General features: G+C 66.5%; 24 protein-coding genes and 1 tRNA gene. 13 read left to right on the top strand and 12 right to left on the bottom strand.

All coding sequences use genetic code 11. The features are described 5' to 3' along the window. Positions 1-3: 3 nt before the first annotated feature. Positions 4-294, bottom strand: a complete 291-nt coding sequence (locus tag TX79_RS13615) for a DUF7562 family protein (protein WP_049927981.1) — start codon at positions 292-294, stop codon at positions 4-6. Positions 295-431: 137 nt separating this feature from the next. On the opposite strand from TX79_RS13615, the gene TX79_RS13610 reads away from it, so the two are divergent. From TX79_RS13610 to TX79_RS13600, 3 genes are read left to right on the top strand one after another with little or no spacing between them, the layout of a single operon-like run. Further along, positions 432-911, top strand: a complete 480-nt coding sequence (locus TX79_RS13610) for an RNA-binding protein (protein ID WP_049927980.1) — start codon at positions 432-434, stop codon at positions 909-911. 25 nt (positions 912-936) lie between these two features. After that, on the top strand, positions 937-1,167 hold the full coding sequence (locus tag TX79_RS13605) for an AbrB/MazE/SpoVT family DNA-binding domain-containing protein (protein WP_049927979.1): 231 nt from the start codon (positions 937-939) through the stop codon (positions 1,165-1,167). Between the two features lie 6 nt (positions 1,168-1,173). Next, positions 1,174-1,527, top strand: coding sequence for a type II toxin-antitoxin system PemK/MazF family toxin (locus tag TX79_RS13600; protein ID WP_049927978.1), 354 nt, complete (start codon positions 1,174-1,176; stop codon positions 1,525-1,527). A gap of 89 nt (positions 1,528-1,616) precedes the next feature. Here the strand turns inward: TX79_RS13600 and TX79_RS13595 are convergent, their stop codons facing one another. The 3 genes from TX79_RS13595 to TX79_RS13585 form a co-directional block, all read right to left on the bottom strand. Beyond that, positions 1,617-2,381, bottom strand: a complete 765-nt coding sequence (locus TX79_RS13595) for a DUF1028 domain-containing protein (RefSeq protein WP_049927977.1) — start codon at positions 2,379-2,381, stop codon at positions 1,617-1,619. A gap of 68 nt (positions 2,382-2,449) precedes the next feature. Beyond that, positions 2,450-4,057: a hydantoinase B/oxoprolinase family protein gene (locus TX79_RS13590; protein ID WP_049927976.1), complete on the bottom strand. Its 1,608-nt coding sequence runs from the start codon at positions 4,055-4,057 to the stop codon at positions 2,450-2,452. Then, on the bottom strand, positions 4,050-6,059 hold the full coding sequence (locus TX79_RS13585; RefSeq protein ID WP_081655571.1) for a hydantoinase/oxoprolinase family protein: 2,010 nt from the start codon (positions 6,057-6,059) through the stop codon (positions 4,050-4,052). The genes TX79_RS13590 and TX79_RS13585 overlap by 8 nt, the downstream gene beginning before the upstream one ends. Positions 6,060-6,565: 506 nt before the next feature. Here TX79_RS13585 and TX79_RS13580 point away from each other — a divergent pair. Continuing rightward, positions 6,566-6,928 (top strand): cell division protein SepF, encoded by a 363-nt coding sequence (locus TX79_RS13580; RefSeq protein ID WP_049927974.1) that lies wholly within the window; start codon positions 6,566-6,568, stop codon positions 6,926-6,928. Between the two features lie 106 nt (positions 6,929-7,034). Here the strand turns inward: TX79_RS13580 and TX79_RS13575 are convergent, their stop codons facing one another. The 5 genes from TX79_RS13575 to TX79_RS13555 are packed head-to-tail and all read right to left on the bottom strand — an operon-like array spanning position 7,035 to position 13,470. Next, complete coding sequence (locus tag TX79_RS13575; protein ID WP_049927973.1) at positions 7,035-7,805, bottom strand: FAD-binding protein; 771 nt, start codon at positions 7,803-7,805, stop codon at positions 7,035-7,037. 18 nt (positions 7,806-7,823) lie between these two features. Next, complete coding sequence (locus tag TX79_RS13570) at positions 7,824-10,022, bottom strand: dipeptide ABC transporter ATP-binding protein (RefSeq protein ID WP_081655570.1); 2,199 nt, start codon at positions 10,020-10,022, stop codon at positions 7,824-7,826. 2 nt (positions 10,023-10,024) lie between these two features. Further along, positions 10,025-10,927, bottom strand: coding sequence for a nickel transporter permease (gene nikC / locus TX79_RS13565; protein WP_049928401.1), 903 nt, complete (start codon positions 10,925-10,927; stop codon positions 10,025-10,027). Between the two features lie 17 nt (positions 10,928-10,944). Beyond that, the gene (nikB, locus tag TX79_RS13560) at positions 10,945-11,889 is read right to left on the bottom strand and encodes a nickel ABC transporter permease (RefSeq protein WP_049927972.1); all 945 of its coding nucleotides are present in this window, start codon (positions 11,887-11,889) and stop codon (positions 10,945-10,947) included. A 9-nt stretch (positions 11,890-11,898) separates the two neighbouring features. Next, positions 11,899-13,470 (bottom strand): ABC transporter substrate-binding protein, encoded by a 1,572-nt coding sequence (locus TX79_RS13555; protein ID WP_049927971.1) that lies wholly within the window; start codon positions 13,468-13,470, stop codon positions 11,899-11,901. Positions 13,471-14,104: 634 nt separating this feature from the next. On the opposite strand from TX79_RS13555, the gene TX79_RS13550 reads away from it, so the two are divergent. Beyond that, positions 14,105-14,758, top strand: coding sequence for a helix-turn-helix domain-containing protein (locus TX79_RS13550; protein WP_049927970.1), 654 nt, complete (start codon positions 14,105-14,107; stop codon positions 14,756-14,758). A gap of 272 nt (positions 14,759-15,030) precedes the next feature. Beyond that, the gene (gene citZ, locus TX79_RS13545; protein ID WP_049927969.1) at positions 15,031-16,179 is read left to right on the top strand and encodes a citrate synthase; all 1,149 of its coding nucleotides are present in this window, start codon (positions 15,031-15,033) and stop codon (positions 16,177-16,179) included. Between the two features lie 31 nt (positions 16,180-16,210). Here citZ and TX79_RS19715 read toward each other — a convergent pair whose 3' ends face one another. Further along, a complete protein-coding gene (locus tag TX79_RS19715) occupies positions 16,211-16,870 on the bottom strand; it encodes a DUF7490 domain-containing protein (RefSeq protein WP_049927968.1) in 660 nt (219 codons plus the stop codon). 172 nt (positions 16,871-17,042) lie between these two features. Here TX79_RS19715 and TX79_RS13535 point away from each other — a divergent pair, with 172 nt between their 5' ends. Further along, positions 17,043-17,519 (top strand): gamma-glutamylcyclotransferase family protein, encoded by a 477-nt coding sequence (locus tag TX79_RS13535; protein ID WP_049927967.1) that lies wholly within the window; start codon positions 17,043-17,045, stop codon positions 17,517-17,519. Between the two features lie 335 nt (positions 17,520-17,854). After that, positions 17,855-19,066, top strand: a complete 1,212-nt coding sequence (gene ilvA, locus TX79_RS13530) for a threonine ammonia-lyase (RefSeq protein WP_049927966.1) — start codon at positions 17,855-17,857, stop codon at positions 19,064-19,066. Here the strand turns inward: ilvA and TX79_RS13525 are convergent, their stop codons facing one another. Continuing rightward, positions 19,067-19,330, bottom strand: a complete 264-nt coding sequence (locus TX79_RS13525) for a hypothetical protein (RefSeq protein ID WP_049927965.1) — start codon at positions 19,328-19,330, stop codon at positions 19,067-19,069. Between the two features lie 118 nt (positions 19,331-19,448). Between TX79_RS13525 and TX79_RS13520 the strand changes: the two genes are divergently transcribed. From TX79_RS13520 to TX79_RS13500, 5 genes are all read left to right on the top strand, one after another. Continuing rightward, positions 19,449-19,829 (top strand): Rid family detoxifying hydrolase, encoded by a 381-nt coding sequence (locus TX79_RS13520; RefSeq protein WP_049927964.1) that lies wholly within the window; start codon positions 19,449-19,451, stop codon positions 19,827-19,829. A 33-nt stretch (positions 19,830-19,862) separates the two neighbouring features. Next, positions 19,863-20,138: a hypothetical protein gene (locus TX79_RS13515; RefSeq protein ID WP_049927963.1), complete on the top strand. Its 276-nt coding sequence runs from the start codon at positions 19,863-19,865 to the stop codon at positions 20,136-20,138. 27 nt (positions 20,139-20,165) lie between these two features. Continuing rightward, positions 20,166-20,247, top strand: a tRNA-Ser gene (locus TX79_RS13510). Positions 20,248-20,370: 123 nt separating this feature from the next. Then, positions 20,371-21,615, top strand: a complete 1,245-nt coding sequence (locus TX79_RS13505) for an RNA-guided endonuclease InsQ/TnpB family protein (protein WP_049927962.1) — start codon at positions 20,371-20,373, stop codon at positions 21,613-21,615. Between the two features lie 143 nt (positions 21,616-21,758). After that, positions 21,759-22,457 carry an SOS response-associated peptidase gene (locus tag TX79_RS13500; protein ID WP_049927961.1) on the top strand — a complete coding sequence of 233 codons (699 nt, stop codon included), beginning with the start codon at positions 21,759-21,761 and terminating at the stop codon, positions 22,455-22,457. Between the two features lie 27 nt (positions 22,458-22,484). On the opposite strand, the gene TX79_RS13495 is transcribed toward TX79_RS13500, so the two are convergent. After that, a complete protein-coding gene (locus TX79_RS13495) occupies positions 22,485-24,122 on the bottom strand; it encodes an ABC transporter permease (protein ID WP_049927960.1) in 1,638 nt (545 codons plus the stop codon).

Below are 24,122 nucleotides of genomic sequence, written 5' to 3'. Positions count from 1 at the left end.
CGGTTACTGCTCCTCGAGCGTGCCGTAGCGGTCCTCGACGGCGGCGAGGTAGTCGGCCAGAAAGCGGTCGGTCGGGACCGACCCCGCCTCGAGATCGACGAGCAGGTCCTCGAGTTCGTTCCGCGGGTGGTGACAGAGGTCGCGGTGACACTCCTTGCAGAGGTGTTCGAACGCCTTGTCCTCGCGGTCCCAGCGGTCGCCGTGTTTGTCGTATTCGCGGGCCTTCGACCGCGTGACCTGGTCACCACAGGCGAGACACGTGACCGTCTCAGTTCGGTTCCGGGAGGGCCACATGGACCAAACGAGGCCGTGCAATTACTTAGGGGTGGGCGCATGCGTCGGCAAGTCGTAGCCTGGGCGACGACGGATCCCCGGGCTGACGCGAACCGTGGAACGGGCCATTTATCCCCGGACCCGCCGTGACTCCGGATATGCAGGTCAAGTCTCGCCATCATCTGCGAAGCGACGCCGTCTCGGAACTCGAGGACGCGCTCGCGGACGGACTCGGGGTCACGCCCGAGGGCGACGCTTACGAGCGCGTCGAGTTCGAGGAGATGGACTGGGAGGTCGTCCTCATCGACGGCGAGCCACAGGTCGCCTACTTCGACGAGGAACCGTTCCTGACGGTGCGGGGTGCCAACGCCTACGACCCGGACAAGCGCGTCGTGACCGTCGACGCGGGTGCCATCTCGTTCGTCAGCGACGGTGCGGATGTGATGCGTCCCGGGATCACGGAGGCCACCGACGACATCTCGGCGGGCGACCTGGTCGTGATCGCCGAGGAGTCCCACGGCAAAGTGCTGGCGATCGGTCGCGCCCGCGTCGACGCCGACGAGATGGTCGGCGACGAGGGGAAGGTCGTCGACTCGCTGCACCACGTCGGCGACGACCTCTACCAGTTTTCCGGATAGGGTCCGACGGCCGCCCGAAACTCGTTTGACGTTACCGAAACGACTCCGCGAGGCGTTCGACATTCGCGGCGGAGACAGCGTGACGATCCGTGAGGAAGGGGACAAGATCGTTATCGAGAAACCGACGTCCCGCGACGAACTCGCCGAGGGATACCGAAAACGGGCTGATCTTCACCGAGAACTCGACGACGAGATGGGGGCCGTCTCTCGCGAAGCCGATACGCAACTCGGTGACGTTCCCGACTGGGCGGAGTGAGTACCGATGCACGTTCGCCGTGGCGACATCGTGATCGTGGAGCTGGATCCGACGCGTGGATCGGAACGACGCGGGACGCGGCCGTGTCTCGTCGTCCAAAACGACGTCGGTAACGAGAACGCACCGACGACTATCGTCGTTCCGCTGACGCCCTCGTTCGGCGAGGATCTGTATCCGTTCGAGGTACGGCTTCCTGCGGCCGAGTGTTCCCTACGTGAGGACCCCGTTGCGCTCTGTAGCCAGATCCGAACCGCCTCGATCGATCACCGAATCCCCGACGTCGTCGGATCGGTTCCGGACGACCGGATGGACGACGTCGACCGGGCCCTCGAGTACAGTCTCGGACTACGAGATATCTGACGTCACTGTCCGGTTTGGTGTGTGTCAGTGCTGGTAGAACTGCGACTAGAGACGGCGCTCGTGTTGGTAACTCGTCACAGCAGGGGATCTCATTCGTCGATTTCCTCCATCGAATCCTCCTCGTAGGCTTCCTCGTACAGGGCCAGCGTATCCTCGTAGCCGGCCATCGCGAGGTCGTAGGTCTCCCGCAGGTCGGCGATCGGCGTCTCGGTCGCGTCGACCCGGAGGTCGTTGTAGGAGGGCTCGAAGGCGAACGACTCGGTCGTCTCGACCCGAACCGCCGCGCTCTGGACGGTCAGCTCCTCGCGTTTGTCCCCGCCCTCGAGGTGACCGGCCGCGAGGGCGTCGATCAGCCGTTTGGCGAGCGGATCGGTCTCGGCGTCGTCCACGACGCTGTCCGAGCCGGTCCAGGAATCGGTCGTCTCGTGGACGGCGTTGGCCTCGTAGTTCGCGAGCGTGGCCTCGAGGACGTCCTCGCCGGTGAGCAGGTTGCCGGCGACGGTGACGTGGTCGCGTTCCTCGTGGCCGAACCAGTCGCCACACTCCGCGCCGGAGAAGGCGAACGTCGACTCGCCGTCGACGCCGTGGAGCTGGCGCTGGGGTGCGCCGTCGTCGGCGTTGAGCAGCGCTTCGAGCGCGTCGTCGACCGCGAGGCCGTCGTCGATGTACGCGATGCCCTTCCGCCCGAGGTCAACGTTCACCAGGCTCTGGGTCGCGACCGCGCCGTTCTCGCTGACGAACGGACAGAGCGTCCCGACGCCGGGCAGTCGTGTCGTCACCGCGACGCCGAACCGATCGTGCTCTTCGCCCGCGTTGTTCTCGTAGCTCTCGTGGACGCAGATGCTGAACGTCATCGCTCGAGGGATGACCGTACAGCGGAATAAGGGTCCTGTTACCGGCGACGTGGCGGGGTGATCCGCGGTCAGTCCTCGTTGACCTTGCCGTCTCGTCGATCCCGCTCCCGCGCGGCGGGGTCGCGCTCGGCCGGATCGCCGTGGCCGCCGCCGCCCGGCGTGCGGACGGTGACGGTCGTGCCGGCGGGGACGTCGACGGTCGTCTTCGAGCCGATCGGCTCGCCGTCGATCAGGTTCTCGCCGGTCGCACCCGGTTCGCCGCCGTCGATCCCCTGCGGTCGATGACGGCGACGGTCGGTCAGCACCGAGACAGTCGCCGGTACCTCGAGGCGGAGCCGTCGCTCGAGGCCGAGACCGCCGCGGTGTTCGCCGTCGCCGCCGGTGTCGGGACGGAGGGCGTACCGTTCGACGCGCAGCGGGTACTCGGTCTCGATGGACTCGACGGGCGTGTTGAGCGTGTTCGTCATGCCGACCTGGACGCCGTCCATGCCGTCGGCGGTGGGCCGGCCGCCGAAGCCGCCGCCGATCGTCTCGTAGTAGGTGAACGAGTCGTCGCGCGCGCCGACGGTGAGGTTGTTCATCGTTCCCTGACCCTGGGCGGCGACGCGCTCGGGCGCGGCCTGGCCCAGCGCGAGGAAGACGACATCGGTCACCCGCTGGCTGGTCTCGACGTTGCCGCCGACGACGGCCGCGGGGGGGTCGGGGTTCAGGAGGCTACCGTCGGGGATCTCGACGTTCACCGGCTCGTAACAGCCCTCGTTCGGCGGGATCTCGGGGTCGGTCAGACACCGGACGACGAAGTAGACCGCGCTCGTCGCGACCGCCCGCGGCGCGTTGACGTTGCCCGCGACTTGGGGGCTCGTCCCCGCGAAGTCGACGGTGATCTCGCTCCCGTCGATCGTCACCGTCGCGCGGATCTCGACGTCGTCGTCGGTCACGCCGTCGCCCTCGAGGACGTCTTCGGCCTCGTAACTGCCATCGGGCAACTCCGCGATGGCGGCTTCCATCCGCTCTTGCGAGTAGTCGATCACCGCGTCGAACCCCGCGAGGACCTGCTCGCGACCGTGCTCGTCGAACAGCGACGCGAGACGGGTTTCGGCCCGCTCGTTGGCGGCCAGCTGGGCGCGGAGGTCCGCCCGCCGTTCCTCCGGGTTGCGGACGTTGGCTAGCAGGACTGACTCGAGATCCTCGTTGCGGTCGCCGCCCTCGACGAGCCGCGTCGGCGGGAGCCGGAGCCCCTCCTGGTAGATCTCGCGGGCACCGGCGGGGAGGCTGCCGGGTGTCATCCCGCCGACGTCGGCGTGGTGGGCCCGCGAGACGGCGTAGCCGACGATCTCCCCGTCGGGTGCGAGCGGCGAGACGAGCGTCACGTCCGGCAGGTGGGTGCCGCCGGTGAACGGATCGTTCAGCACGAACACGTCGCCCGGCCGCGGATCGCGCTCGAGGACGGCCGCGACCGCCTCCGGCATCGCCCCGAGGTGGACGGGGATATGTTCGGCCTGGGCGACCAGCCGTCCCTCGCGGTCGAACAGCGCGGTCGAGCAGTCCTGGCGCTCCTTGATATTGGGAGAGTACGCGCCCCGGATGAGCACCTGTCCCATCTCCTCGGCCGCGCTCTCGAGCTGGTTCCGAAGTACCTCGAGGGTCACGGGGTCGATCTCGTCCTCCTCACTCATCCTCGTCCACCTCCGCGTCGGCGTCGCGCTCGAGCACGAGCGCACCGTCGCGTCGAACGGTTCCCGTCCAGTCTGGCGGGACGACCGTCGTGCTCTCGGCCTGCTCGAGAACGGCCGGCCCGTCGACGGTCGCCCCGGGTGCGAGCGCCGCCCGGTCGTAGACTGTCGCCGTGACCGTGCCGTGTTCGGGGAAGTGGGCCGCTCTCGTCCCGACCGTCGCCGCCCCGCCACCTTCGTGGTGCAGCGTCGGTGCCGAGCGGTCGATGGTCCCCGTCAGGCGGAGCGTGACCAGTTCGACCGGCTCCTCGAGGCGGTAGCCGTACCGTTCCTCGTGGCGCTCGTGGAACCGGCGTTCGATCACCTCGCGGTCGACGTCGTCGACGGGGACCGTCAACTCGAAGCTCTGCCCGGCATAGCGGCAGTCGGCCGCCCGCTCGAGGCGGAGCGCGCCGGGATCGGAGGCGTCCTCGCGGACCTCGTCGGCAAGGTCGGCGTAGACCGACCGCAGCGCGTCGGGATCGGCCTCGGCGAGGGGCGTCTTGACCGTCCGCAGGGCGTCGTGGGTCTCGTCGGCCGCGAGCAGTCCGTAGGCCGAGAGCACGCCGGCCGGCGCGGGGACGACGACCCGCGAGATATCCAGTCCGTCTGCCAGTGCAGCGGCGTGCATCGGTCCTGCGCCGCCAAAGGCGACCAGGCCGAACTCGCGGGGGTCGTACCCCCGTTCGACGGTGACCGAGCGGATGGCGCGGGTCATCGTCGCGTTCGCGACCCGGAACACGCCGCGCGCGGCGGCTTCGGGTCCCTCGAGACCCGCCTCCTCGGCGAGGCGATCCAGGGCCGCTCGAGCGGCGTCGACGTCGATGGTCAACTCGCCGCCGAGCGCCGTCTCGGGGCCGATGTAGCCGAGGACGACGTTCGCGTCGGTGACCGTCGGCCGCCGGCCGCCGTTGCCGTAACAGGCGGGACCGGGATCGGCACCTGCCGACTCGGGGCCGACCCGAAGCGCCCCGCCGGCGTCGGTCCAGGCGATCGACCCGCCGCCCGCGCCGACCGTGTTCACGTCCACCATCGGCGTCCCGATCGGCACGTCGCCGACCTCGGCCTCGGCGGTTCGTTCGACGGCCCCGTCGCGGACCACGCTGACGTCGCTCGAGGTGCCGCCCATGTCGAAGGTGACGACGTCGCCGTCGACGGTCGCCGCGGCCCCGACGACGCCCGCCGCGGGGCCGGACATGGTGGTCTCGACCGCCCGATCGCGGACGGTGTCGGCCGTCGCGAGGCCGCCGTTGGCCTGCATCACTCGCGGTTCGGGGAGGCCCTCCTTCGTCGCTCGGTCGGTCAGCCGACCGAGATAGCCCTCGATCACCGGCGTCACGTAGGCGTCGACGACCGTCGTCGCCGTCCGCTCGTACTCCCTGAACTCGGGGAGCACCTCGTGGGAGGCCGAGACGGGAACGTCGAGTTCCTCGCGGAGAATTTCGGCGACGCGGCGTTCGTTCTCCGGGTGTGCGTAGGCGTGAAGGAGACAGACGGCCACGCTCTCGGCGTCGCAGTCGCGGATCTCGGCGGCGAGGTCGCGCACGTCGTCGGGGTCGACCGGGTCCTCGACTCCTTCGCTCGTCGCCCGTTCCGCGAGTTCGAACCGCCGCCGTCGCGGCACGAGCGGAGCCGGTTTCTCGGCCTCGAGATCGTAGAGCGCGGGCCGATCCTGTCTGGCGATCTCGAGGACGTCCCGGAAGCCTGCAGTCGTCACGAGCGCCGTCTTCGCGCCCTCGCGCTCGAGGAGGGCGTTGACCGAGACGGTCATCGCGTGGACGAACGTCTCGACGCGTTCGGGCGCGACGCCGGCGCGCTCGCAGGCCTTCCGGATGCCCTCGAGGACGCCGACGCTCTGGTCCTGTTCGGTCGTCGGTACTTTCGCCGTGACGAGCGTGTCGTCGACGTACAGCGAGACGTCCGTGAACGTGCCGCCGACGTCGACGCCGATTTCGGGGCCTGTCATCGAATCCTCCGAAGCGTCAGGGACGCGAATACCGTCGGTATACGTACCTCTCGGTGTGTTCGTCCCTTAACGTTGGTGGAGCGACGACGCTCGAGAACGATCGCCAGCGGAACACCGGCGCGAAGCCGGTGTGACCGTATGGGTGTACAGTCAGGTGGTGTGGCCGTGTGGCGGTGGGATACAGGGCCAGCGTGTGGCTAGTGACGAGAACCCCCACATCCCCGCCAGGTCATCGATGGTTCCCCATCCCTCCTAAATCTGCTGGCCGATTCGGCCCCTTGAACCGTTACAAGGGCGTCTTGAAGCCCCGTTATCCGGTTTTCGAGCCGTGGTTGGCTCCGAACCCGGCCCCCTTTTTTTACCCGAACACGTTTTCCGTCGGTACTCGGTCGCATGCGGGCGATAACACCCGGCCGACAGAACGGATCGAGGGATCCGACGGTCTCGAGCGACCTGCGTCGTGTCTGACGTAAGAACTATACTGACTCCGCAAGTGGATACGGGCGATGGGACTCATGAGCAGAATCATCGGCGGGGACCAGTCCCGGTCCGCCGATGATTACGTCGAACTGGATCTCGACGACGTATCGACGGGGACGGCCGACGCGGCCATGCAGGTACACATCGCCGAGGTCGACAGTCAGGCCGACGCGATCGACATCAAGGAGGCAGTCTACGACGGTGACATCGTCATCGCCGACATCACGCGTCTCCGAACCGAGGACAGCACCGTCGAACACATCGTCGACGAACTCCGACAGGTCGCCCAGGAGGTCGACGGCGACATCGTCCGGAAAGGCGACGACCAGATGATCATCACGCCGACCGGCGTCCGCGTCAGTCGGGAGAAACTCGGCCAGTCGTTCTAGTTACCCGTTTCGCTCGAGGTCGGTGCGGTCCTGACGGTGGCGCGCTCTCGAGGCCGGCGCAGACGGATTCTGCGACCACGGGCTTCGATCGCCTCGTGCGAGGCTCTTACGACCGATCCCGATCGAGGACCTCTCGCAGTCGCTCACGACCGCGTTCGGCCCGCCGACGTCGCTCCTCGTGGCCGATCGCTTCGACGCCGACCGGGACCTCGCGGTCGTACTGTTCGTAGTACCCCTCGGGTACAACCCAGTCGTTGTAGAAGTCCGGAACGACGTCGTTGATCAGCGTCAGTGCGACGCGCGCACCGTCGCCCGCGGCGACGAGAGCCTGGTGGTGGGTGCTCGTGATGCGGCCCGCGGCGTAGACGCCGCCGACGTCGGTTCGGCCGTCCGCGTCGGTCGGGACGACGTCGACCGGCCCCGGTTCTTCGGGTTCGGTCGAGACGCCCAGATCCTGCAGGTAGTCGCTGTCGGCCCACGAGGTGGCGAGGACGAAGTCGGCGGGGATCGATTCGCCGTCGACGACCAGGTCGAACCCGTCGTCCGTTCGTCGCCCGGTGTCGACGGTCCCGGCTCGAAGCTCACAGCCGGCCTCGCGGGCGTGTTCCCTGGCGAGATCGAGCAGCGTTCGCGGCTCGATACCCGCCGGAAAGCCGAGGTAGTTTTCGACGTACGCACACTTGGTGAGCGTCGAGCGACCGTTCGAAAGGACGACCGTCTCGAGGCCGGCCCGAGCACAGAAGACGCCGGCGGCACAGCCGGCCGGCCCGGCACCGACGACGGCGACGTCGAACGCGTCGGTCCGCGCGGAATCCGTCGTCCTGTCAGTCGTTGCTCGCGTCGTGGTATCGGCGTCAGTCGTGTCCGAGTTCGTCATGTTCGTGGTCGGTGTGAGTCAGGATGATCGTGAGCGATCGGGGCGAACCGCCTCGTCGGTTCGGCGGTCGGTCCTCCGGTCCTCGTGCTCGTTTTGGCGGTCGGTCCCCCGTTCCTCGTGCTCGTTACCGCTGTCGCGGCTGAACTCGTCGGCGAAATGACAGCGCGATCGCGTCGCGTCGATCGACGTGAACGTCGGCGTCTCGGTCCGACATCGTGGTTCGGCGATCGGACACCGGGTGTGGAACGGACACCCGGCCGGCGGCTCGACCGACTGGGGGAGGTCCCCCTCGAGCGGGACGGCGGGGTCGTCGTCCGGATCGACGGACGGAATCGCCTCGAGCAACGCCTGCGTGTAGGGATGGGTCGGGTCGTCGAGCACCCGGTCCGCTGGACCGACCTCCATCACCGTCCCGAGGTACATCACGGCGATCCGGTCGGCGACGTGGGCGACGACGTCGAGGTCGTGAGAGATGAGCAGGTAGGTCAACTCGAGGTCCGCCTGCAGGTCGAGCAGCAGGTTGAGAATCCGGGCCGTGACGGAGGCGTCGAGCGCCGACACCGGTTCGTCGAGGACCAGCAGCCGCGGATTCGGTGCGATCGCTCGAGCGATCGCGGCTCGCTGTATCTGGCCGCCGGAGAGTTCGTGGGGATACCGCGACGCGTGGGTCTCCGAGAGGCCGACGCGGTCGAGCAGGTCCGCGACCCGCTCCCGGCGACGCTCGCGCGACCACCCCTGCTGGCGCAACGGCTCCGCGATCGCCCGCTCGACCGTCCGACGCGGGTTGAAACTCGACCGGGGATTCTGGAAGACCACGCCGACGTCGGCCAGTTGGTCCGCGGAGCGGTCGCGTGCCGTCCCCACCGGGGTCCCGTCGAAGCGGACCTCACCGTCCGTCGGAGCCTCGAGCCCGGTGACGAGGTCGGCGACGGTGGACTTGCCGGAGCCGCTCTCGCCGACGAGACCGACGGTTTCGCCCTCGTGGACCGTGAGATCGACGTCGACGACCGCCGGCAGCTCCCGGCGTTCGCCGAAAATCCCGTCAAGCAGGCCGTCGTCGAGCGTATATCGCTTGGTGACGCCCGAGAGGTCGACCAGCGGCGAACCGGGGGCTGTCGTCTCCGACGGGGTCGATCCCGTCCCCGAGGTTGCCGTTCTCGAGCCGTCGGCTACTCTCGAGTGGGGCGGCGCGTCGGCCGACTCCAGGGCGATCGGTTCGCCGCACGTGACGGTGCCGCTCTCGAGGTCGACGGTGGGGACGTCGCCGGTCCGACAGCGATCGGTAGCGTGTGAACACCGCGGAGCGAACGGGCAGCCGTCCGGTTTGGCGTGTAGTTCCGGCGGTCGCCCCTCGATGGCAGGCACCCGCGATTTCGGGTCGGCACGCTGGGTGAGACACGCGAGCAGCGCTCGGGTGTAGGGATGACGCGGGTCCTCGAGGATGCGATCGGTCGGTCCAGTCTCCAGTACCTCGCCGGCGTACATCACGACGACGCGGTCGCAGACGTCGGCGACGACGCCCAGATCGTGGGTGATCAACACGGTGGCGAGGTCGCGCTCGTCGGTCAACTCCCGGAGCAACTCGAGCAGTTGGGCCTGGGTCGTCGCGTCGAGGGCAGTCGTCGGTTCGTCGGCGAGCAGGAGGTCCGGTTGCGAGGCGAGCGCGATGGCGAGCATCGCACGCTGACGCATCCCGCCGGAGAGTTCGTGCGGGTAGGCGTCGACGCGGTCTTCGGGCGAAGCGATTCCCACCCGTTTCATGAGGTCGATCGCCTGCTCGCGTGCGTCCCGCCAGGCCGATCGGCGGCTGAAAAGCGGCACGTGGAGGTAATCGAGCAGCGCTTGCGAGTTGGTATCGCAGTGGACCCGGATCGCTTCGGCGATCTGCTCGCCGACGTCGAAGACGGGATTGAGCGTCTCGGTGGGGTCCTGAAACGCCATCGAAACGGTGTTCCCCCGGAGTCGACGGAGTTGCGCGTCGGTCGCGTCGGTCACGTCGACGCCGTCGACGACGATCGATCCGGCGACGATCTCGCCGGGGTCGTGGAGGCCGACGATCGATCTGGCGGTTACGGACTTGCCGGAGCCGCTCTCGCCGACGATACCGACGACCTCACCCCTCTCGACGGAAAACGACGCGCCGTCGACTGCACGAACGGTACCGTCGGCCGTGTCGAACTGCGTGTGTAGGTTCTCGACGGTTAGTATCTCGCTCATGGTCAGGTCGGTTTCTCGAGGGTCGTTTCGTGGTTCGGATCGAGCACGTCCCGGAGGCCGTCGCCCAGCAGGTTGAACCCGAGGACGGTCAGCATGATCGCGACCCCGGGGGCGTTCGCGATCCACCAGGCGTCTCTGAGGTAGTGTCGCCCGTCGGAGAGCATCGTTCCCCACTCCGGCGTGGGCGGCTGTGCGCCCAGGCCGATGAACGAGAGTCCGGCCGTCGCGAGGACGACGGTTCCCAGATTCAGCGTCGCCAGCACGACGACGGGGCTGACGACGTTTGGCAGCAGGTGTCTGGTCACGATCTGCGTTCGCGAGGCTCCCAGCAACCGCGCCGCGCGGACGAACTCCCGTTCTTTCGTCGAGAGGACGCTCCCGCGGACGAGACGGGCGTACGAGCCCCAGCCGACGACCGCGAGTGCGATCAGGACGTTTCGCAGGCTCGGTCCGAGGATGCCTGCGATGACGAGCGCGAGGACGAGCCCGGGAAACGCCAGTTGGACGTCGACCAATCGCATCAACGCCTCGTCGACTCGGCCGCCGACGTAGCCGGCAAGCAGTCCGATCGTCGTCCCCAGCACCAGACGGACCGCGGTCACTGCGACGGCGATCCCGAGCGAAATACGTGCGCCGTACACGAGTCGCGCGAGGACGTCACGGCCAAGTTCGTCGGTTCCTAACGGGTGGGCGGTCGACGGTGGCTGTAAGCTGTTGGCCAGGTCCTGTGTCGTCGGATCGTGCGGGACGACGGTCGGGCCGATCGCTGCGACGGCCAGGAGAGCGGTGACGATCGCCATCCCGGCCAGGGTGAGCGGACTCGAGAGCAACGTGCGAACGCGGCGTGACGTACGGAGCGACCGAACGAGAGACGGGACCCGACCAGGTGTACGGTCGGTTCCGATCGATTCGTCGGGTCCGGTCACGCCGTCTCACCTCCCAGCGAGACCCGCGGGTCGAGATAGCGGTAGCCGAGATCGACGAGCAGGTTCGTCACGACGAACACCCCTGCCGTAATCAGCGCGATTCCCTGGATGACGGGATAATCACGGTTGAAAACCGCGTCGACGAGTAGCGTACCGAGACCGGGGCGTTGAAAGACGACCTCGACGACGACTGCCCCGTTGAGCAGCGAGCCGAACTGGAGTCCGATGATCGTAAGCACGGGTACGAGCGCGTTTCGCAGGGCGTGTTTGTAGCGGACGATTCGTCCGCGAAGCCCCTTCGATCGGGCGGTGTCGACGTAGGCCTCGTCGAGTACCTCGAGCATCGAGGCGCGAATCAGCCGGGTCAACACCGCCGCCATCCCGGTTCCCAGCGTTACCGCGGGCAAGACGAGTTGGCTCGGCCGTCCGGCACCCGCGACGGGGAGGATCCCAAGCGTCAGCGGGAACGCGAGGATGAGCAGATACGCGAGCCAGAAGTTCGGCATCGCGACGCCGATCAGCGAGCCCACCTGACAGACCACGTCTACTTTGGTTCCCCGGTGGACCGCACTGATCACCCCCGTGGGGACGGCGATCGCGAGTGCGACGATCGTCGACGCCACTGCGAGTTCGATCGTCACGGGCAACGCGTCGACGATCATCGCCGATACCTGGGTATCCGCGTAGTAGGAGGTGCCCAGATCACCACGAAGCACGTCCGCGAGCCAGCGGCCGTACTGGACGAGGAAGGGATCGTTGAGGCCGTGCTCGGCTTCGAAGGCCTCGATTTCGGCCTGTGATGGGGGGCGACCCAGCCGTTCGGAAAGGATGACCCTGGCCGGGTTCCCCGGGGTCAGAAAGATCATTCCGTACGTCACGAGCGAAACGCCGACCATGACGATGGCCGACGTTCCGAACCGGTAGGTGAGGTACGCTCGCATGACCTGGGGTTATCGGCTGAGCGTTCGCCACTCGAGCAGCCTGTCGATGGGGTGCAGATCGATCCCCTCGAGGTCCGCGTCCATCGCGACGGCGTACTCGCGATAGGCGATCGGAATGACCACGGCTTCCTCGACGATCCGCCGCTGGGCCTCGAGGTAGGCCTCGCGTCGCTGCTCGGGATCGTACGACTGGAACCCGGTCTCGATGCGGTCGTCGACCTCGCCGCCGAGATTGAACAGCCCCGTCCCATCGGATTCGTACCGATCGACGTTGTCGATTCCGCGGGAGTGGAAGTTCTCCCACATGAGATAGTCGGCCCCGGGGCTGTTCGATTGGGTCCCGTCGACCGCGAGGTGGAACTCGCCGCGGCCGGTCCGGTCCTGGTAGGCGGCACGCTCGAGTACGTCGATGTCGAGATCGACGCCGACCGCCGCGAACTCCGACTGGAGGACCTGCGCGATGAGGTCGTCGTCGTCTCGGTCGTTTCGCACGAGACACGTCAGCTCCTCGCCGTCGTACGACGAGTCGGCAACGAGGTCACGTGCCGTCCCGTGATCGCGCTCGTACGCCGGCAGGTCGTCGTACGCCGCCCAGTCGATGACCGTGGAGATGGGACCTCTCGCCGGTTTTCCGAGTCCGTTCAGGACCTCGTCGACGATCTCGGACTGGGACACCGCGTAGTTGAGCGCTCGCCGGAGGTCCGCGTCGTCGGTCGGCTCCCTGTACAGGTTGCACGAGACGAACGTCGATCCCGACGACTGCTGGGTCGCGACGGTATACTCGTCGCGTTCTCGCAGGGATCCCAGACGCGGTTTCGCCGGCTCGAACACCACGTCGGCGTCGCCGGACTCGAGCAGGTTCGTCCGCGTGGTTTCGTCCTCGGCTGCACGGAACGTGAGCCCGTCTGGTTCGACGTCGCCTCCCCAGTACTCGTCGTGCGTCCCGAGTTCGACGTACTGCCCGTTCTCGACTTGCTCGAGCGTGAACGGGCCGGTTCCGACGACGTCGCCGTTCCACGGATCGGCCGACGGTGGGTGAATATCGAGCATGTTGTGGCCGATCGTTCCGGGGAAGTCCGGAAACGGGTCGGTGGTCGTAAACTCGACGGTGTACTCGTCGATCTTCTCGACGCTTCCCGGCTCGAGGTGGAGCCAGCCGTAGACGAAGTCGCCGTAGCGCTCGAGGATGTCGTTTTCGTAGGAGTGGACGACGTCGTCGGAGGTCAGCTCTTCGCCGTTGTGGAACCGTACGCCTTCGCGGAGTTCGAACACCCACGTCGTATCGCCGGTCGGTTCCCAGTCGGTGGCGAGCCACGGCTTCGGTTGCATCTCCTCGGTTCCCCAGACGAGGGGTTCGACGACGCGGGTCCAGTAGGGGGTCATGCCGCCCCACCGGTCCCATCGATCGGTGCTGTCGGCCGGGTTCAACGGCGGAACGATCGTAATGGTTTTCTCGCCAGTGTGGTCGGACGCACCGTCCGCGCACCCGGCGATTCCGACGACGCTTCCGCCGGCGAGACCGGCGAGCAGTCGTCGTCTCGTGGGGGCTGGTCTAGTGTGGTCTCCGTTCGTCTCGTCCATCAATCTCAATTTAGTTAATTAAATCTCACTTGTTAGTTGTTACGATCATTCCGTCGTCTCGTGCTGATCAGGTACCACCTGTGCTGGTAGGTCTCCCACAGTTAATAGAGGCGAACACAGTATTAATAAATATTCTTATTTCTGAATGTGGTTTATTAAAACTCCCCTGGCAGAGCCAGGGCGTACTGCGTTCGGTGACGGAACGCTCGATCCGAAGCACGGGCGTAGCGTGATCCCAGAGGGTCGGTCGGCATCACGCACGAGCAAGATCGCAGCGAGTACGACGGCACGAATCGGGAGCCCCAACCGCTGAACCGCGCGGGTACACCAGTTCGACCGTGCCACGGCAGGAGCGACGACGAGGGTCGAAGCGACCGACGGAAGGACGGCGACGACCGCGACGACGAACACCGCTCGGACGCCCTCGATAGGCCGGCTGTACGGAGATTCAGGAACTCCTCGGCGAGCGACGCGAGGCCGAGACGCGTTGCAGCGGTCGACCGGGGTACGGACGAGTCGCGACTGGGGAGGGGACGAATAGCGGGTCGAACACGTTCGCCCCGCGTTCGGTGGGTATTTTCACCGGGCGGGAATTCCTGTGGCGGTTATGGTACCGGCACGGATAGACTCGAGTATGTCAGGCTTTCGTGCAACAGTCGTGGTCGACGAGCCGGCGACGTGTCCGGTCGCGGAGATCTCGGCCACCACCGACGACCCGATCGACTCGGTGAGTCGTACCCGGGCGGGGGAAAACGGCACGGTCGTCGAGGAGTTCGGCGTCGAGGCCGACGCGACCGTCGACGACAGCGTGGTCTCTGACGACCACGAGATGGTCCCGGTACAGTCAAACGAACGGGAAGCAGTCTACCGGTTCGAACGCGAGACCAGTTCGAACTGTGCGTGTGAGGTCGTCGAGGAGACCGGAACGCCGGTGACGTCCGTCCGCGCTCAGGACGGCGCGTTGTTGCTGTCGTTCCGGACCCTCGAACTCGAGGACATCGCCGAGATCGTCGATCAACTGCGCGATCGGTTCGACGGCGTCCTCGTCGAGGACCTCACGCAGGATCACGAGGAAGCCTCTGGTGACCCGGTCATCGTCGACCGGGACGTGCTCACCGACCGGCAGCAGGAGATTCTGGAGACGGCCTACGAGATGGGATACTTCGAGTACCCCAAAGGGGCGAACGCGACCGACGTCGCCGAGGAACTCGGCGTCGCCCGTTCGACGTTCACCGAACACCTCGCGGCCGCACAGACGAAGCTCATGGAATCGATCGTCGAACGCTGACGGGACGTCAGTCGCGGCCGCGGTCGTGACGGCTCCCCGCCGAGGGTACTGGTCGCCGGTACACTCCTGTGTACCACCCTTTCGAACGATCGATCATCGGAGACACCGAGACTGTTTCGTATGATCGATTATGTGGAACGGACGGTCCGGTTCGACCCGTCAAACGAACTGTCCTAAAACGGAATCGAAAATCGATCCGGATCTCTCACGCTGGCGGTTCTAACAGCGACCAAACGACAATACTTTTCCATCGGCGACGGAAATCCAACAGTATGGCAGACGACCTCAAGAAAGGGCTGGAGGGTGTTTTAGTTGCAGAGTCCGAGCTCAGCTCGATCGACGGCGACGCCGGCCGACTGGTCTACCGCGGCTACTCCATCGAGGATCTGGCCGAGGAGGCGACCTACGAGGAGGTCCTGTATCTCCTCTGGCACGGTCATCTGCCGACGACCGCGGAACTCGAGGAGTTCTCCGCGGCTCTCACCGATGAACGCGAGGTCAGCGAGGACGTGCTCGCGACGATGGAACGGCTCGCCGCGGCCGACGAAGCGCCGATGGCCGCGCTCCGGACGGCCGTCTCGATGTTCTCCGCGACCGAACCCGAGGACGACGCCGAGCCCGACGACCTCGAGGCGTCGCTGCGCAAGGGTCGGCGCATCACCGCCAAGATCCCGACCGCGCTCGCGGCGTTCGAGCGCTACCGCCTCGACGAGGAGCCGATCGATCCCGATCCGGACCTGGGGCTGGCCGCGAACTTCCTCTACATGCTGACCGGCGAGGAGCCCGACGACGTCCACGCCGAGACGTTCGATCAGGCGCTGATCCTGCACGCCGACCACGGTCTGAACGCCTCGACGTTCACCTCGATGGTGATCGGCTCGACGATGGCCGACATCTACAGCGCCGTCACCGGCGGCATCGCCGCGCTCTCCGGCCCGCTGCACGGCGGTGCGAACCAGGACGTGATGGAGGTCCTGTTCGAGATCGACGAGAGCGGCAAGGACCCGCTCGAGTGGGTCGAAGGGGCCACCGAGGAGGGCCGTCGCATTCCCGGTTTCGGTCACCGCGTCTACAACGTCAAGGACCCCCGTGCGAAGATCCTCCAGCGCCGCAGCGAGGAACTCGCCGAAAACGGCGACGACAAGTGGTACGAGATCACCACGACCATCGAGGAGTACCTCACCGAGGAGAAGGGCCTCGTCGAGAAGGGCATCGCCCCGAACGTCGACTTCTACTCCGGCTCCGTCTACTACCAGCTGGGCATCCCGATCGACATGTACACGCCCATCTTCGCGATGAGCCGCGCCGGCGGCTGGATCGCTCACACCCTCGAGTACCAGGAGGACAACCGGCTCATCCGCCCGCGCGGTCGGTACACGGGTCCCGAAGATCAGGAGTTCGTGGCCCTCGAGGATCGCTAACGGTCGGCGACCAACTCGTTTTCTCGCCGCGTCAACTCAGCTCTCGGACGCCGAGGGAGATTCCGATCAGCGACCCCAGCAGGACGACGAGGTTGAACGCCGCCTCGATCAGCGGCTGGTGTCTTGGCTCGACCCAGATGTGGATCGCTTCTGTCACGCTCCCGTAGAGCTGACTCACGGCGAAGATCGCGAACAGCGAACAGATCGCCAGCCCACCCCACGCGACGTAGGTCCGGACGTCTTCCGGAAGGTCCGGGCCGGCGGCTCGGGTGCTGGAACTCCCCGTCGTTCCTCCGGCGTCCGTATCGGTGGACTCGAGGTCCGGTTCGGCCGAGGCGTGGTCGGCGGTTCCCTCCGCGACCGTTTCGGTACCGGCCGCAACCGTCCCGACCGCATGTTCGGTCGTCTCTTCGACGAGATTGGAGTCGGTATCGGTCGCCCGATGGACGACGGTGACGTTCTCGACGGGGCCGTCGCGGCCCTCGAGGTAGCTATCGACCGCGAGCGTTACGGTCTCTCCCGAGGCCTCCTCGGCGGCGATGGTCACCTCCACGAGCGACGCGTAGCCGTCGACGGACGCCTCCGTCTCGGGTTCGGCGGGGGTATCGATCGCACCCCCGAGGACCAGGGTCGAGCCGGCGGCGACGACGACCAACAGGGCGGCAATCGCGAGGGCGTACTCGCGGTTCATGGACTCCTCTCCCGAACATACATATAAGTGCTTTGTACTGTTGGGAGTGAAACAAATCCGTCAGGCGGTAGATAGCGATGCTCCGAACGACTCCGGAGTACGCCGAGACCGGAGGCGACTCGAGAGCCCGTCGAGCACAACTGGGAAGTACGAACGCGGTGCACGCTCGAACGTGGTCGACCGGTCACGATCGGATCGCGCGCTCGAGTTCGTCTTCGTCTACGGCACGCTGACCGACCGGGCACAGGTCGAGCAACTCCTCGCGGCCGACGGGTTCGCGTTCGACGGGGCGGCGACGCTCGAGGGCCTCCACCGCGTCGACGGCCGCTATCCGACGCTCGCACCCGGCGGGAGCGTCGAGGGCAGAGTGCTGGCCGTCGAGCGCCTCGCGCTCGAACGGCTCGACGCGTACGAGGGCGTCGAAGACGGCCGCTACGTCCGGACGAGGGTCCCGATCGCAGCGTCGGGAGCGGGTCACGACGACCCAGAGCCGGGACGTCGCGACGAGGCGCACGCACACGTCTACGTCGGTGATCCGGCCGAACTCGGCGTCGCCGAGCGAATCGACTGGCCCGCCTGTGAACCGTTTCCGGCCGGGGTCCGGCAGTACCTCGCGTCGACGGACGTCGTGGTACGCCCTCACGAATGACGATCGTCCGCCGACCGTCTGACGGACCGTCTATCGCCTCTCTGTCCTGCTATTTCACTTTCACCGCGGAGGGGTGGGTTTTATGTGCCCCGCGTCCCCGTCTTCAGTTGCACGTCACACGCCGTGCATCCTGTATTCCCTGTCGTGCTGTCCGGGCGACCGCCGGGACAGCGCGCCCCTGTCACCGACGGACTATGTACCGGTAGGACCGCGACCCGAACGGCGCTCCCTCCGGAACTGGCGTCCAGTAGACTACCGCTCCGGTTCCTGGGAACGGTACACACGGCTCTTCCGTGGCAGTGGCTACTATACGCACCGAGACGAAACCCCGAACTATGCTCGAACGCTCGGATATTCTCGACGCACGCGAGCGAGTACGGGACACCTCCAGACGTACGCCGCTCGAGTACTCGCACACGTACTCTTCGATGACGGGTGCCGACGTCCACCTGAAACTCGAGACGTTCCAGCGGACGGGATCGTTCAAGATCCGCGGTGCGACCAACCGGATCGCGACCCTCTCGGAGGAGCAAAAGGCGGCCGGCGTCGTCACCGCCAGCGCGGGCAACCACGCACAGGGCGTTGCGCTGGCGGCCACCCGCGCGGGCGTCGACGCGAAGATCGTCATGCCCGAGTACGCCCCCATCGCGAAGGTGAAAGCGACCCGGAGCTACGGGGCCGAGGTCGTCCTCTCGGGTACCGACTACAACGAGGCGGCCGAACGCGCCCACGAGATCGAACGCGAGGAGGGCCGGACGTACGTCCACGCCTTCGACGACGAGATGGTGATGGCCGGCCAGGGGACGCTCGGCCTCGAGATCCTCGAGGACTGTCCCGAGGTCGAAACCGTCGTCGTCCCCATCGGGGGCGGCGGTCTCATCAGCGGCGTCGCGACCGCGATCAAGGAGCAACGGCCCGACGTCCGCGTGATCGGCGTCCAGGCCGACGGTGCCTCGAGCGCGGCCAAATCGCTCGAGAAAGGCCAGCGCATCACGCTCGACGGCGTCGATACGATCGCTGACGGCATCGCGACCCGCAGCGTCGGTGAGCACACCTTCGATCACATCGAGGAGTACGTCGACGAGGTCGTCACCGTCTCCGATCCCGAGATCGCCGTGACGATCACCTATCTGCTCGAGCGCTCGAAGACGGTCGTCGAGGGTGCCGGCGCTGTCCCGCTTGCCGCCTTGCTCTTCGAGACGTTCGACTACGACGAGGACGAGACGATCGTCCCGCTGCTCTCCGGCGGGAACATCGACCTCAACACCCTCACGAACGTCGTCGTCCGGGGCCTCGTCGAAACCGGCCGCTATCTGAAGATCCGCACCGTCCTCACCGACGAACCCGGGGCGCTCGAGAAACTGCTCGAGATCTTCACCGAACACCGGGCGAACATCTACGCGATCCACCACGACCGTACGTCCCGCGACGTCGAGATGAACGACACCGAGGTCGAGATCGAACTCGAGATGCGCGGCCCCGACCACGTCGACGCGTTCCTCGAGGCGCTGCGGGAGGCGGGTTACGAGGTCGACGTACTCGTGTGACTACTCTTCGGCGTCGCTGCTCAGGTCCGCGTCGACGCGCACCTCCGAGTCGGTGACCGTCGCGACGTTTTCAGCCGGAATCTCGAGGTCGTCTTCGTTGGCGTCGCCGCGGCCGAGGCCCTGGATCCACGCTTCGGTGAGACTCGGTTCCGGATCGACGTAGGCCACCTGCTCGATCGGATCGACTTCCGTCACGATACCGATCTGCTCGCCGCGAACGTCCATCAGGAACTTCCCCTCGTCTTCGGTCGAAAGGACTGTCATGCGACCCGACGTACGAACGGCCGCGATAAATAGTTGGCGACGTTACACGTGGGGTCCCCGACGGGACACCGATCCCGTTTCGCCTCCTTTTAAGCGCCGGCGAGTCGATCACGGAGGTATGAAACGGATCATCGACACCGACGAGGCACCCGCAGCGGTCGGTGCCTACAGCCAGGCGACGACGAACGGCGACCTGCTGTTTACCGCCGGACAGATTCCGCTGACACCGGACGGCGACCTGCTGGACGACGAACCGATCGCGGTCCAGACCGAACGGGCGCTCGACAACCTCGTCGCCATCCTCGAGGAAGAGGGCGCGGCCCCCGAAGACGTCCTCAAGGTCACCGTCTTCCTCGACGACATCGACGACTTCGACGCGATGAACGAGACCTACGCCGACTACTTCGACGACGAACCGCCCGCCCGCAGCGCCGTCGAGGTCGCCGCCCTCCCCAAGGGCGTCGGCGTCGAAATCGAGGCCGTGGCCGCGCTCGAGTGACGTGATCGACCGTCTCGACCGTTCCATCCCGCGATGAACGTCCGTGCCAAATCCGCCCTGCTGTGGGGTGCGGTCGGCGTGGTGGCCGTCCTGGCGCTCGTCCAGGGGTACGCGTTGCTCGTCGAGCCGCTCCTCTCGATCGGACAGGCGGCGGCCGTCGCCGCGCTCGTCGGCTGTGTGACGACCGGGTGTGCCTACGCGCTCGAGCACCGGATCGCCGACTGGGCCGCCCGCCGGGCGACGGACGACGCCGATCCCGGGGCGAACGAAACCGAGGCACACCGCGGCGACGGTAAAAGTAAGAGTTAAACGACGGACCCGGTTAGCAACACGTGAGCCAGGATGGCCGAACGGTAAGGCGCACGCCTGGAAAGCGTGTTCCCTTTCGGGATTCTGGGTTCAAATCCCAGTCCTGGCGCTCGTTTTTAACTATCGTAGTAAAAATTTCGAACAGGCCCCCCTGTTCGCTATAAACTCCGTTCTCCCAACCTATTCCCTGGAAGGGAAATAGATTCATACACTTCGGTAAAGTAATTTTACTGTGGCGACAGACGAGTACCATCGCCGAACTGTGATCACACGCCTAGCTGTCGCCGAGTCCGACTCGAATCTACTCGAGCGGACGATAGATCACTGGCTCGAGGGCTGTAACATCGCATCCGAGATGGCTTGGGGTGTGGCCGATACCGCAATCGACGTACAGCAACTCACGTACGATCGCATTCGGGACGAGACGGCCCTCGGAAGCCAACACTCCGTTTTAGCAACGCATCACGTCGCGCGGGCGATTCGGTCGGGACTCGAGCGTCGTCGAACCGGCTACCGCGCGACTCGTCCCGAGTTTACGTCTCGTTCTATGACGTTCGACGCGCGAACGATGACCGTGTTCCCGGAGCGCGAGGAAGTGTCGCTCACGACCTGCGGTGATCACCCTCGAGTCCGTGCGGATCTAGTGCTACCGGACGACGATGACGGCTACCAGTACGAATACCTCGGGAACGACGACTGGGAGCCGACTGAGTCGACGCTTCACTACCGGGACGGTGATTGGTATCTTCACCTCGGCGTTCGAAAACCGGTCGATGTCGATCCTGACTCCGAGAACGGAACGGTTCTCGGCGTTGACCTCGGCGTCTCCGAGATTGCGGTTACCAGTACCGCACGGTTCTTTTCGGCTGGAGAACTCAACCACGTTCGGCGTGAGTTCGAGCGGATCCGTAGCAACATTCAGTCGTCGGGAAGTCGAAGCGCGTACCGGACGCTCGAGGACGTAAGCGGCCGGGAGGAAGAATTTGTCAAGCACGTCCTCCACGAGGTAGCGAACGGTATCGTCGAGGAAGCTCTCGAGTACGATTGTGACGGGATCGTGTTCGAAGAGTTGAACGGAATCCGCGAACGGCTACCGAACGCGGACTGGCACTCCGAGTGGGCGTTCGATACCCTTCGCTCGTACGTGGTGTACAAGGCGAAGGCTGAAGGGTTGTTCGTCGACACGACGTCGCCCGCGAACACGAGTCGGCGGTGTCCGGAGTGTGGATCTACCGACTCTGCCAATCGAGTATCGCGCGACAAGTTCGATTGCCAGTCTTGTGGGTGCACTGGTCACGCCGACTATATCGCGTCGAAAAACGTCGCTGCGGCCTATCTCCGACGAGGCCAACAGTCGTCTCGTCGGAGGGGCGTCGGTCAATACGCCCTGAAGTCCGGGACGGTGACTCCGAACACTGGATTCTCCCCGTACGGAGGGGAGCCAGCGGACGAGTCTACGGACAAGTCGACCTCGTAATCGAGCAGGTCGACAGTTGATATCCCTGTTCTGGCGTTTCGGTACGTCGTTATCGGTGCAACGACCGTTCCGGTGGCACGCACACGGATTGGACCCCGCTCCAAGGGAACAACGATTTGTCCCGGCCTGCCGACACCACGGACATGTGTGGCCGCTACACCATCGCCCTCGAGCGCGACGACGTAGAGGAGCGGTTCGACGCCGCGTTCGACGCCCCGTTCGCGCCGCGGTACAACGCCGCGCCGGGCCAGCAGCTGCCCGTCATCACGAACGACGCGCCGGAGCGCATCCGGCGGCTCGAGTGGGGGCTGGTGCCCTCGTGGGCCGAGGACGACGGCGACGGTCTGATCAACGCGCGGGCGAAGACGGTCGACGAGAAGCCCAGTTTCAGGGAGGCGTTCGAGCGACGCAGGTGTCTCGTCCCGGCCGACGGCTTCTACGAGTGGGTCGAGACGGACGACGGCAAACGGCCCTACAGGGTCGCCTTCGAGGACGACCGGCCGTTCGCGATGGCGGGGCTGTGGGATCGCTGGGAGCCCGAGACGACGCAGGCGGGACTCGAGGCGTTCGGCGGCGGTGCAGACGTCGACGAGGACGGTGACGAGCCGCTCGAGACGTTCACAATCGTGACGACGGAGCCGAACGACCTCGTCGCCGACCTCCACCACCGGATGGCGGTGATCCTCGACCCCGCGGACGAGCGTCGGTGGCTCGCGGGCGAGGACCCGCGGGACCTGCTCGAGCCGTACCCGGCCGACGAGATGCGCGCGTATCCGGTCTCGACGGCGGTCAACGATCCGTCGATCGACGACCCGTCGCTGCTCGAGGCGGCCGACGGCTAACGCGGAGTGGGGCTCTCGCCGCCCCCCTCAGAGCCCTTCCTGGTTACCGGCCGAGAGGAGGATCACCATCGAGAGGCCGGAGATGACGAGCAACAGAATCGAGGGGATCACGGCGTACTGGAAGTACGCCTGCTCCTGGGCCTCCCAGATGAGGGTGACCAGCGTCTCGAACCCGATGGGCTTGAGGATGAGCGTCACCGGCAGTTCCTTCATGGTGGTCAGGAAGACCAGCGCCGCCCCGGCGACGATGCCGGGCGTCACGAGCGGGAGCGTGATCCGCCGGAACGCCCGCAGCGGCGGCGTCCCGAGGGTACGCGCGGCCTCGACGAGCATCGGATCAACCTGCAGGGTGCTCGAGCGGATCGAGCCGACCGCCTGGGGCATGAACCGGACGACGTAGGCGAAGACGAGCAGCGGCGTCGTCTTGTAGATCGCCGGCAGCAGCGGCGAGTCGCCGGCGAATCCGTCGTACGACGTCGCGAAGGCCACCAGTGCGAGCGCGAGGACGATGCCCGGAACCGCGAAGCCGACGTAGGTGGCGCGCTCGAACAGCCCCGACAGCGGCGAGTCGTTTCTGGCCGCGAAGTAGGCGACGGGCAGTGCGGCCAGTACCGAGACGAGCGCCGCGGCCCCGGCGACCTTCAGCGAGTTCGTCGCGTAGTGGAGTTCGAACGCGAGTTCCGGACGGGCTGAGGGATCGGCGTTGACGAGCCAGAGCCCCAGGATCCAGATGGGGACGACGAGCGCAAGCGTCGTCACGGCGGCGGGCAACAGCGTCGCCGGCCAGCGCCACGCGCCCAGCGTGACGGCCGGCCCCGAGGAGGCCCCGCTCCCGCCGGCGGCGTCGCTCTGTACTGACTCGTTCGATCGCACGGCCGACTCGAGCGCGAGCACGACGAGGACGAGGCCGAGCAACTGCAGCGAGAGCATCGCGGCGTACTCGACGTTGAACGTGTTCATCTCGAGGTAGATCTGCCGGGTGAAGACGGAAAACCGCATGATCGCGGGCGTCCCGAAGTCGGAGATGGCGTACAGCGCGGCCAGGAGAGCGCCGGCGGCGACCGCCGGGCGGATCTGCGGAAAGGTGACGCGGCGAAACGCCCGCCAGCGGCCGTGGTTGAGCGTCCGCGCGGCGTCGAGGAGGGTGGTGTCGAACGAGAGCAACGCGGCTCGGGTGGTCAGGTAGACGTAGGGGTAGGTGTAGAGCGTGATGACCAGGACCGTCCCGGGGAGGCCGTAGATTTCGGGGATCTGCTCGATGCCCAGCGGTTCGAGCAGGGACTGGAACTCGCCCCGGGGACCGAACGCCGAGACAAACGCGAACGCGCCGATGTAGCTGGGAATCACGAGGGGGAGGGCGACGACGACGGACCAGAATCGCCGGAACGGCAGGTCCGTCTGGACGGTGAGCCACGCGAGCGGGACGCCGATCAGGATCGACAGCACCGTCACGCCGGTCGTCATCAGGAGGCTGTTGAGGACGACCTCGAGCGTCTTCGGGCGGACGACCATCTCCCACGCCCGTCCCGGTTCGACGGTCACCGCCTCGACGACGAGCCACGTGAGCGGGAAGAGGATCGTCGCGGCGATGGCCCCGGAGAGCAAGGTCAGCCCGATCGGCAGGTCGTCCGTCGTCCGGCCGTAGCGTCGAAAGAGCGATTTCAT

The organism is Halopiger goleimassiliensis (genome assembly GCF_000455345.1).
In the GTDB taxonomy this organism is placed as follows: Archaea; Halobacteriota; Halobacteria; order Halobacteriales; family Natrialbaceae; genus Halopiger_A; species Halopiger_A goleimassiliensis.
Note: the sequence above shows the minus strand (reverse complement) of the source record. Positions and strands in the feature narration are given on the sequence as shown.

What these genes read in the sequence shown, in the direction of transcription:
- TX79_RS13610 (WP_049927980.1), top strand. Translation starts at nt 432, where the DNA reads ATGCAGGTCAAGTCTCGCCATCATCTGCGAAGCGACGCCGTCTCGGAA.
- citZ (WP_049927969.1), top strand. Translation starts at nt 15,031, where the DNA reads ATGGCAGACGACCTCAAGAAAGGGCTGGAGGGTGTTTTAGTTGCAGAG.
- TX79_RS13580 (WP_049927974.1), top strand. Translation starts at nt 6,566, where the DNA reads ATGGGACTCATGAGCAGAATCATCGGCGGGGACCAGTCCCGGTCCGCC.
- nikB (WP_049927972.1), bottom strand. Translation starts at nt 11,889, where the DNA reads ATGCGAGCGTACCTCACCTACCGGTTCGGAACGTCGGCCATCGTCATG.
- TX79_RS13495 (WP_049927960.1), bottom strand. Translation starts at nt 24,122, where the DNA reads ATGAAATCGCTCTTTCGACGCTACGGCCGGACGACGGACGACCTGCCG.
- TX79_RS13595 (WP_049927977.1), bottom strand. Translation starts at nt 2,381, where the DNA reads ATGACGTTCAGCATCTGCGTCCACGAGAGCTACGAGAACAACGCGGGC.
- TX79_RS13525 (WP_049927965.1), bottom strand. Translation starts at nt 19,330, where the DNA reads ATGACAGTCCTTTCGACCGAAGACGAGGGGAAGTTCCTGATGGACGTT.
- TX79_RS13585 (WP_081655571.1), bottom strand. Translation starts at nt 6,059, where the DNA reads ATGACAGGCCCCGAAATCGGCGTCGACGTCGGCGGCACGTTCACGGAC.
- TX79_RS13500 (WP_049927961.1), top strand. Translation starts at nt 21,759, where the DNA reads ATGTGTGGCCGCTACACCATCGCCCTCGAGCGCGACGACGTAGAGGAG.
- TX79_RS13550 (WP_049927970.1), top strand. Translation starts at nt 14,105, where the DNA reads ATGTCAGGCTTTCGTGCAACAGTCGTGGTCGACGAGCCGGCGACGTGT.
- ilvA (WP_049927966.1), top strand. Translation starts at nt 17,855, where the DNA reads ATGCTCGAACGCTCGGATATTCTCGACGCACGCGAGCGAGTACGGGAC.
- TX79_RS13575 (WP_049927973.1), bottom strand. Translation starts at nt 7,805, where the DNA reads ATGACGAACTCGGACACGACTGACGCCGATACCACGACGCGAGCAACG.
- TX79_RS13590 (WP_049927976.1), bottom strand. Translation starts at nt 4,057, where the DNA reads ATGAGTGAGGAGGACGAGATCGACCCCGTGACCCTCGAGGTACTTCGG.
- TX79_RS13520 (WP_049927964.1), top strand. Translation starts at nt 19,449, where the DNA reads ATGAAACGGATCATCGACACCGACGAGGCACCCGCAGCGGTCGGTGCC.
- TX79_RS13555 (WP_049927971.1), bottom strand. Translation starts at nt 13,470, where the DNA reads ATGGACGAGACGAACGGAGACCACACTAGACCAGCCCCCACGAGACGA.
- TX79_RS13600 (WP_049927978.1), top strand. Translation starts at nt 1,174, where the DNA reads ATGCACGTTCGCCGTGGCGACATCGTGATCGTGGAGCTGGATCCGACG.
- TX79_RS13515 (WP_049927963.1), top strand. Translation starts at nt 19,863, where the DNA reads ATGAACGTCCGTGCCAAATCCGCCCTGCTGTGGGGTGCGGTCGGCGTG.
- TX79_RS19715 (WP_049927968.1), bottom strand. Translation starts at nt 16,870, where the DNA reads ATGAACCGCGAGTACGCCCTCGCGATTGCCGCCCTGTTGGTCGTCGTC.
- TX79_RS13615 (WP_049927981.1), bottom strand. Translation starts at nt 294, where the DNA reads ATGTGGCCCTCCCGGAACCGAACTGAGACGGTCACGTGTCTCGCCTGT.
- TX79_RS13570 (WP_081655570.1), bottom strand. Translation starts at nt 10,022, where the DNA reads ATGAGCGAGATACTAACCGTCGAGAACCTACACACGCAGTTCGACACG.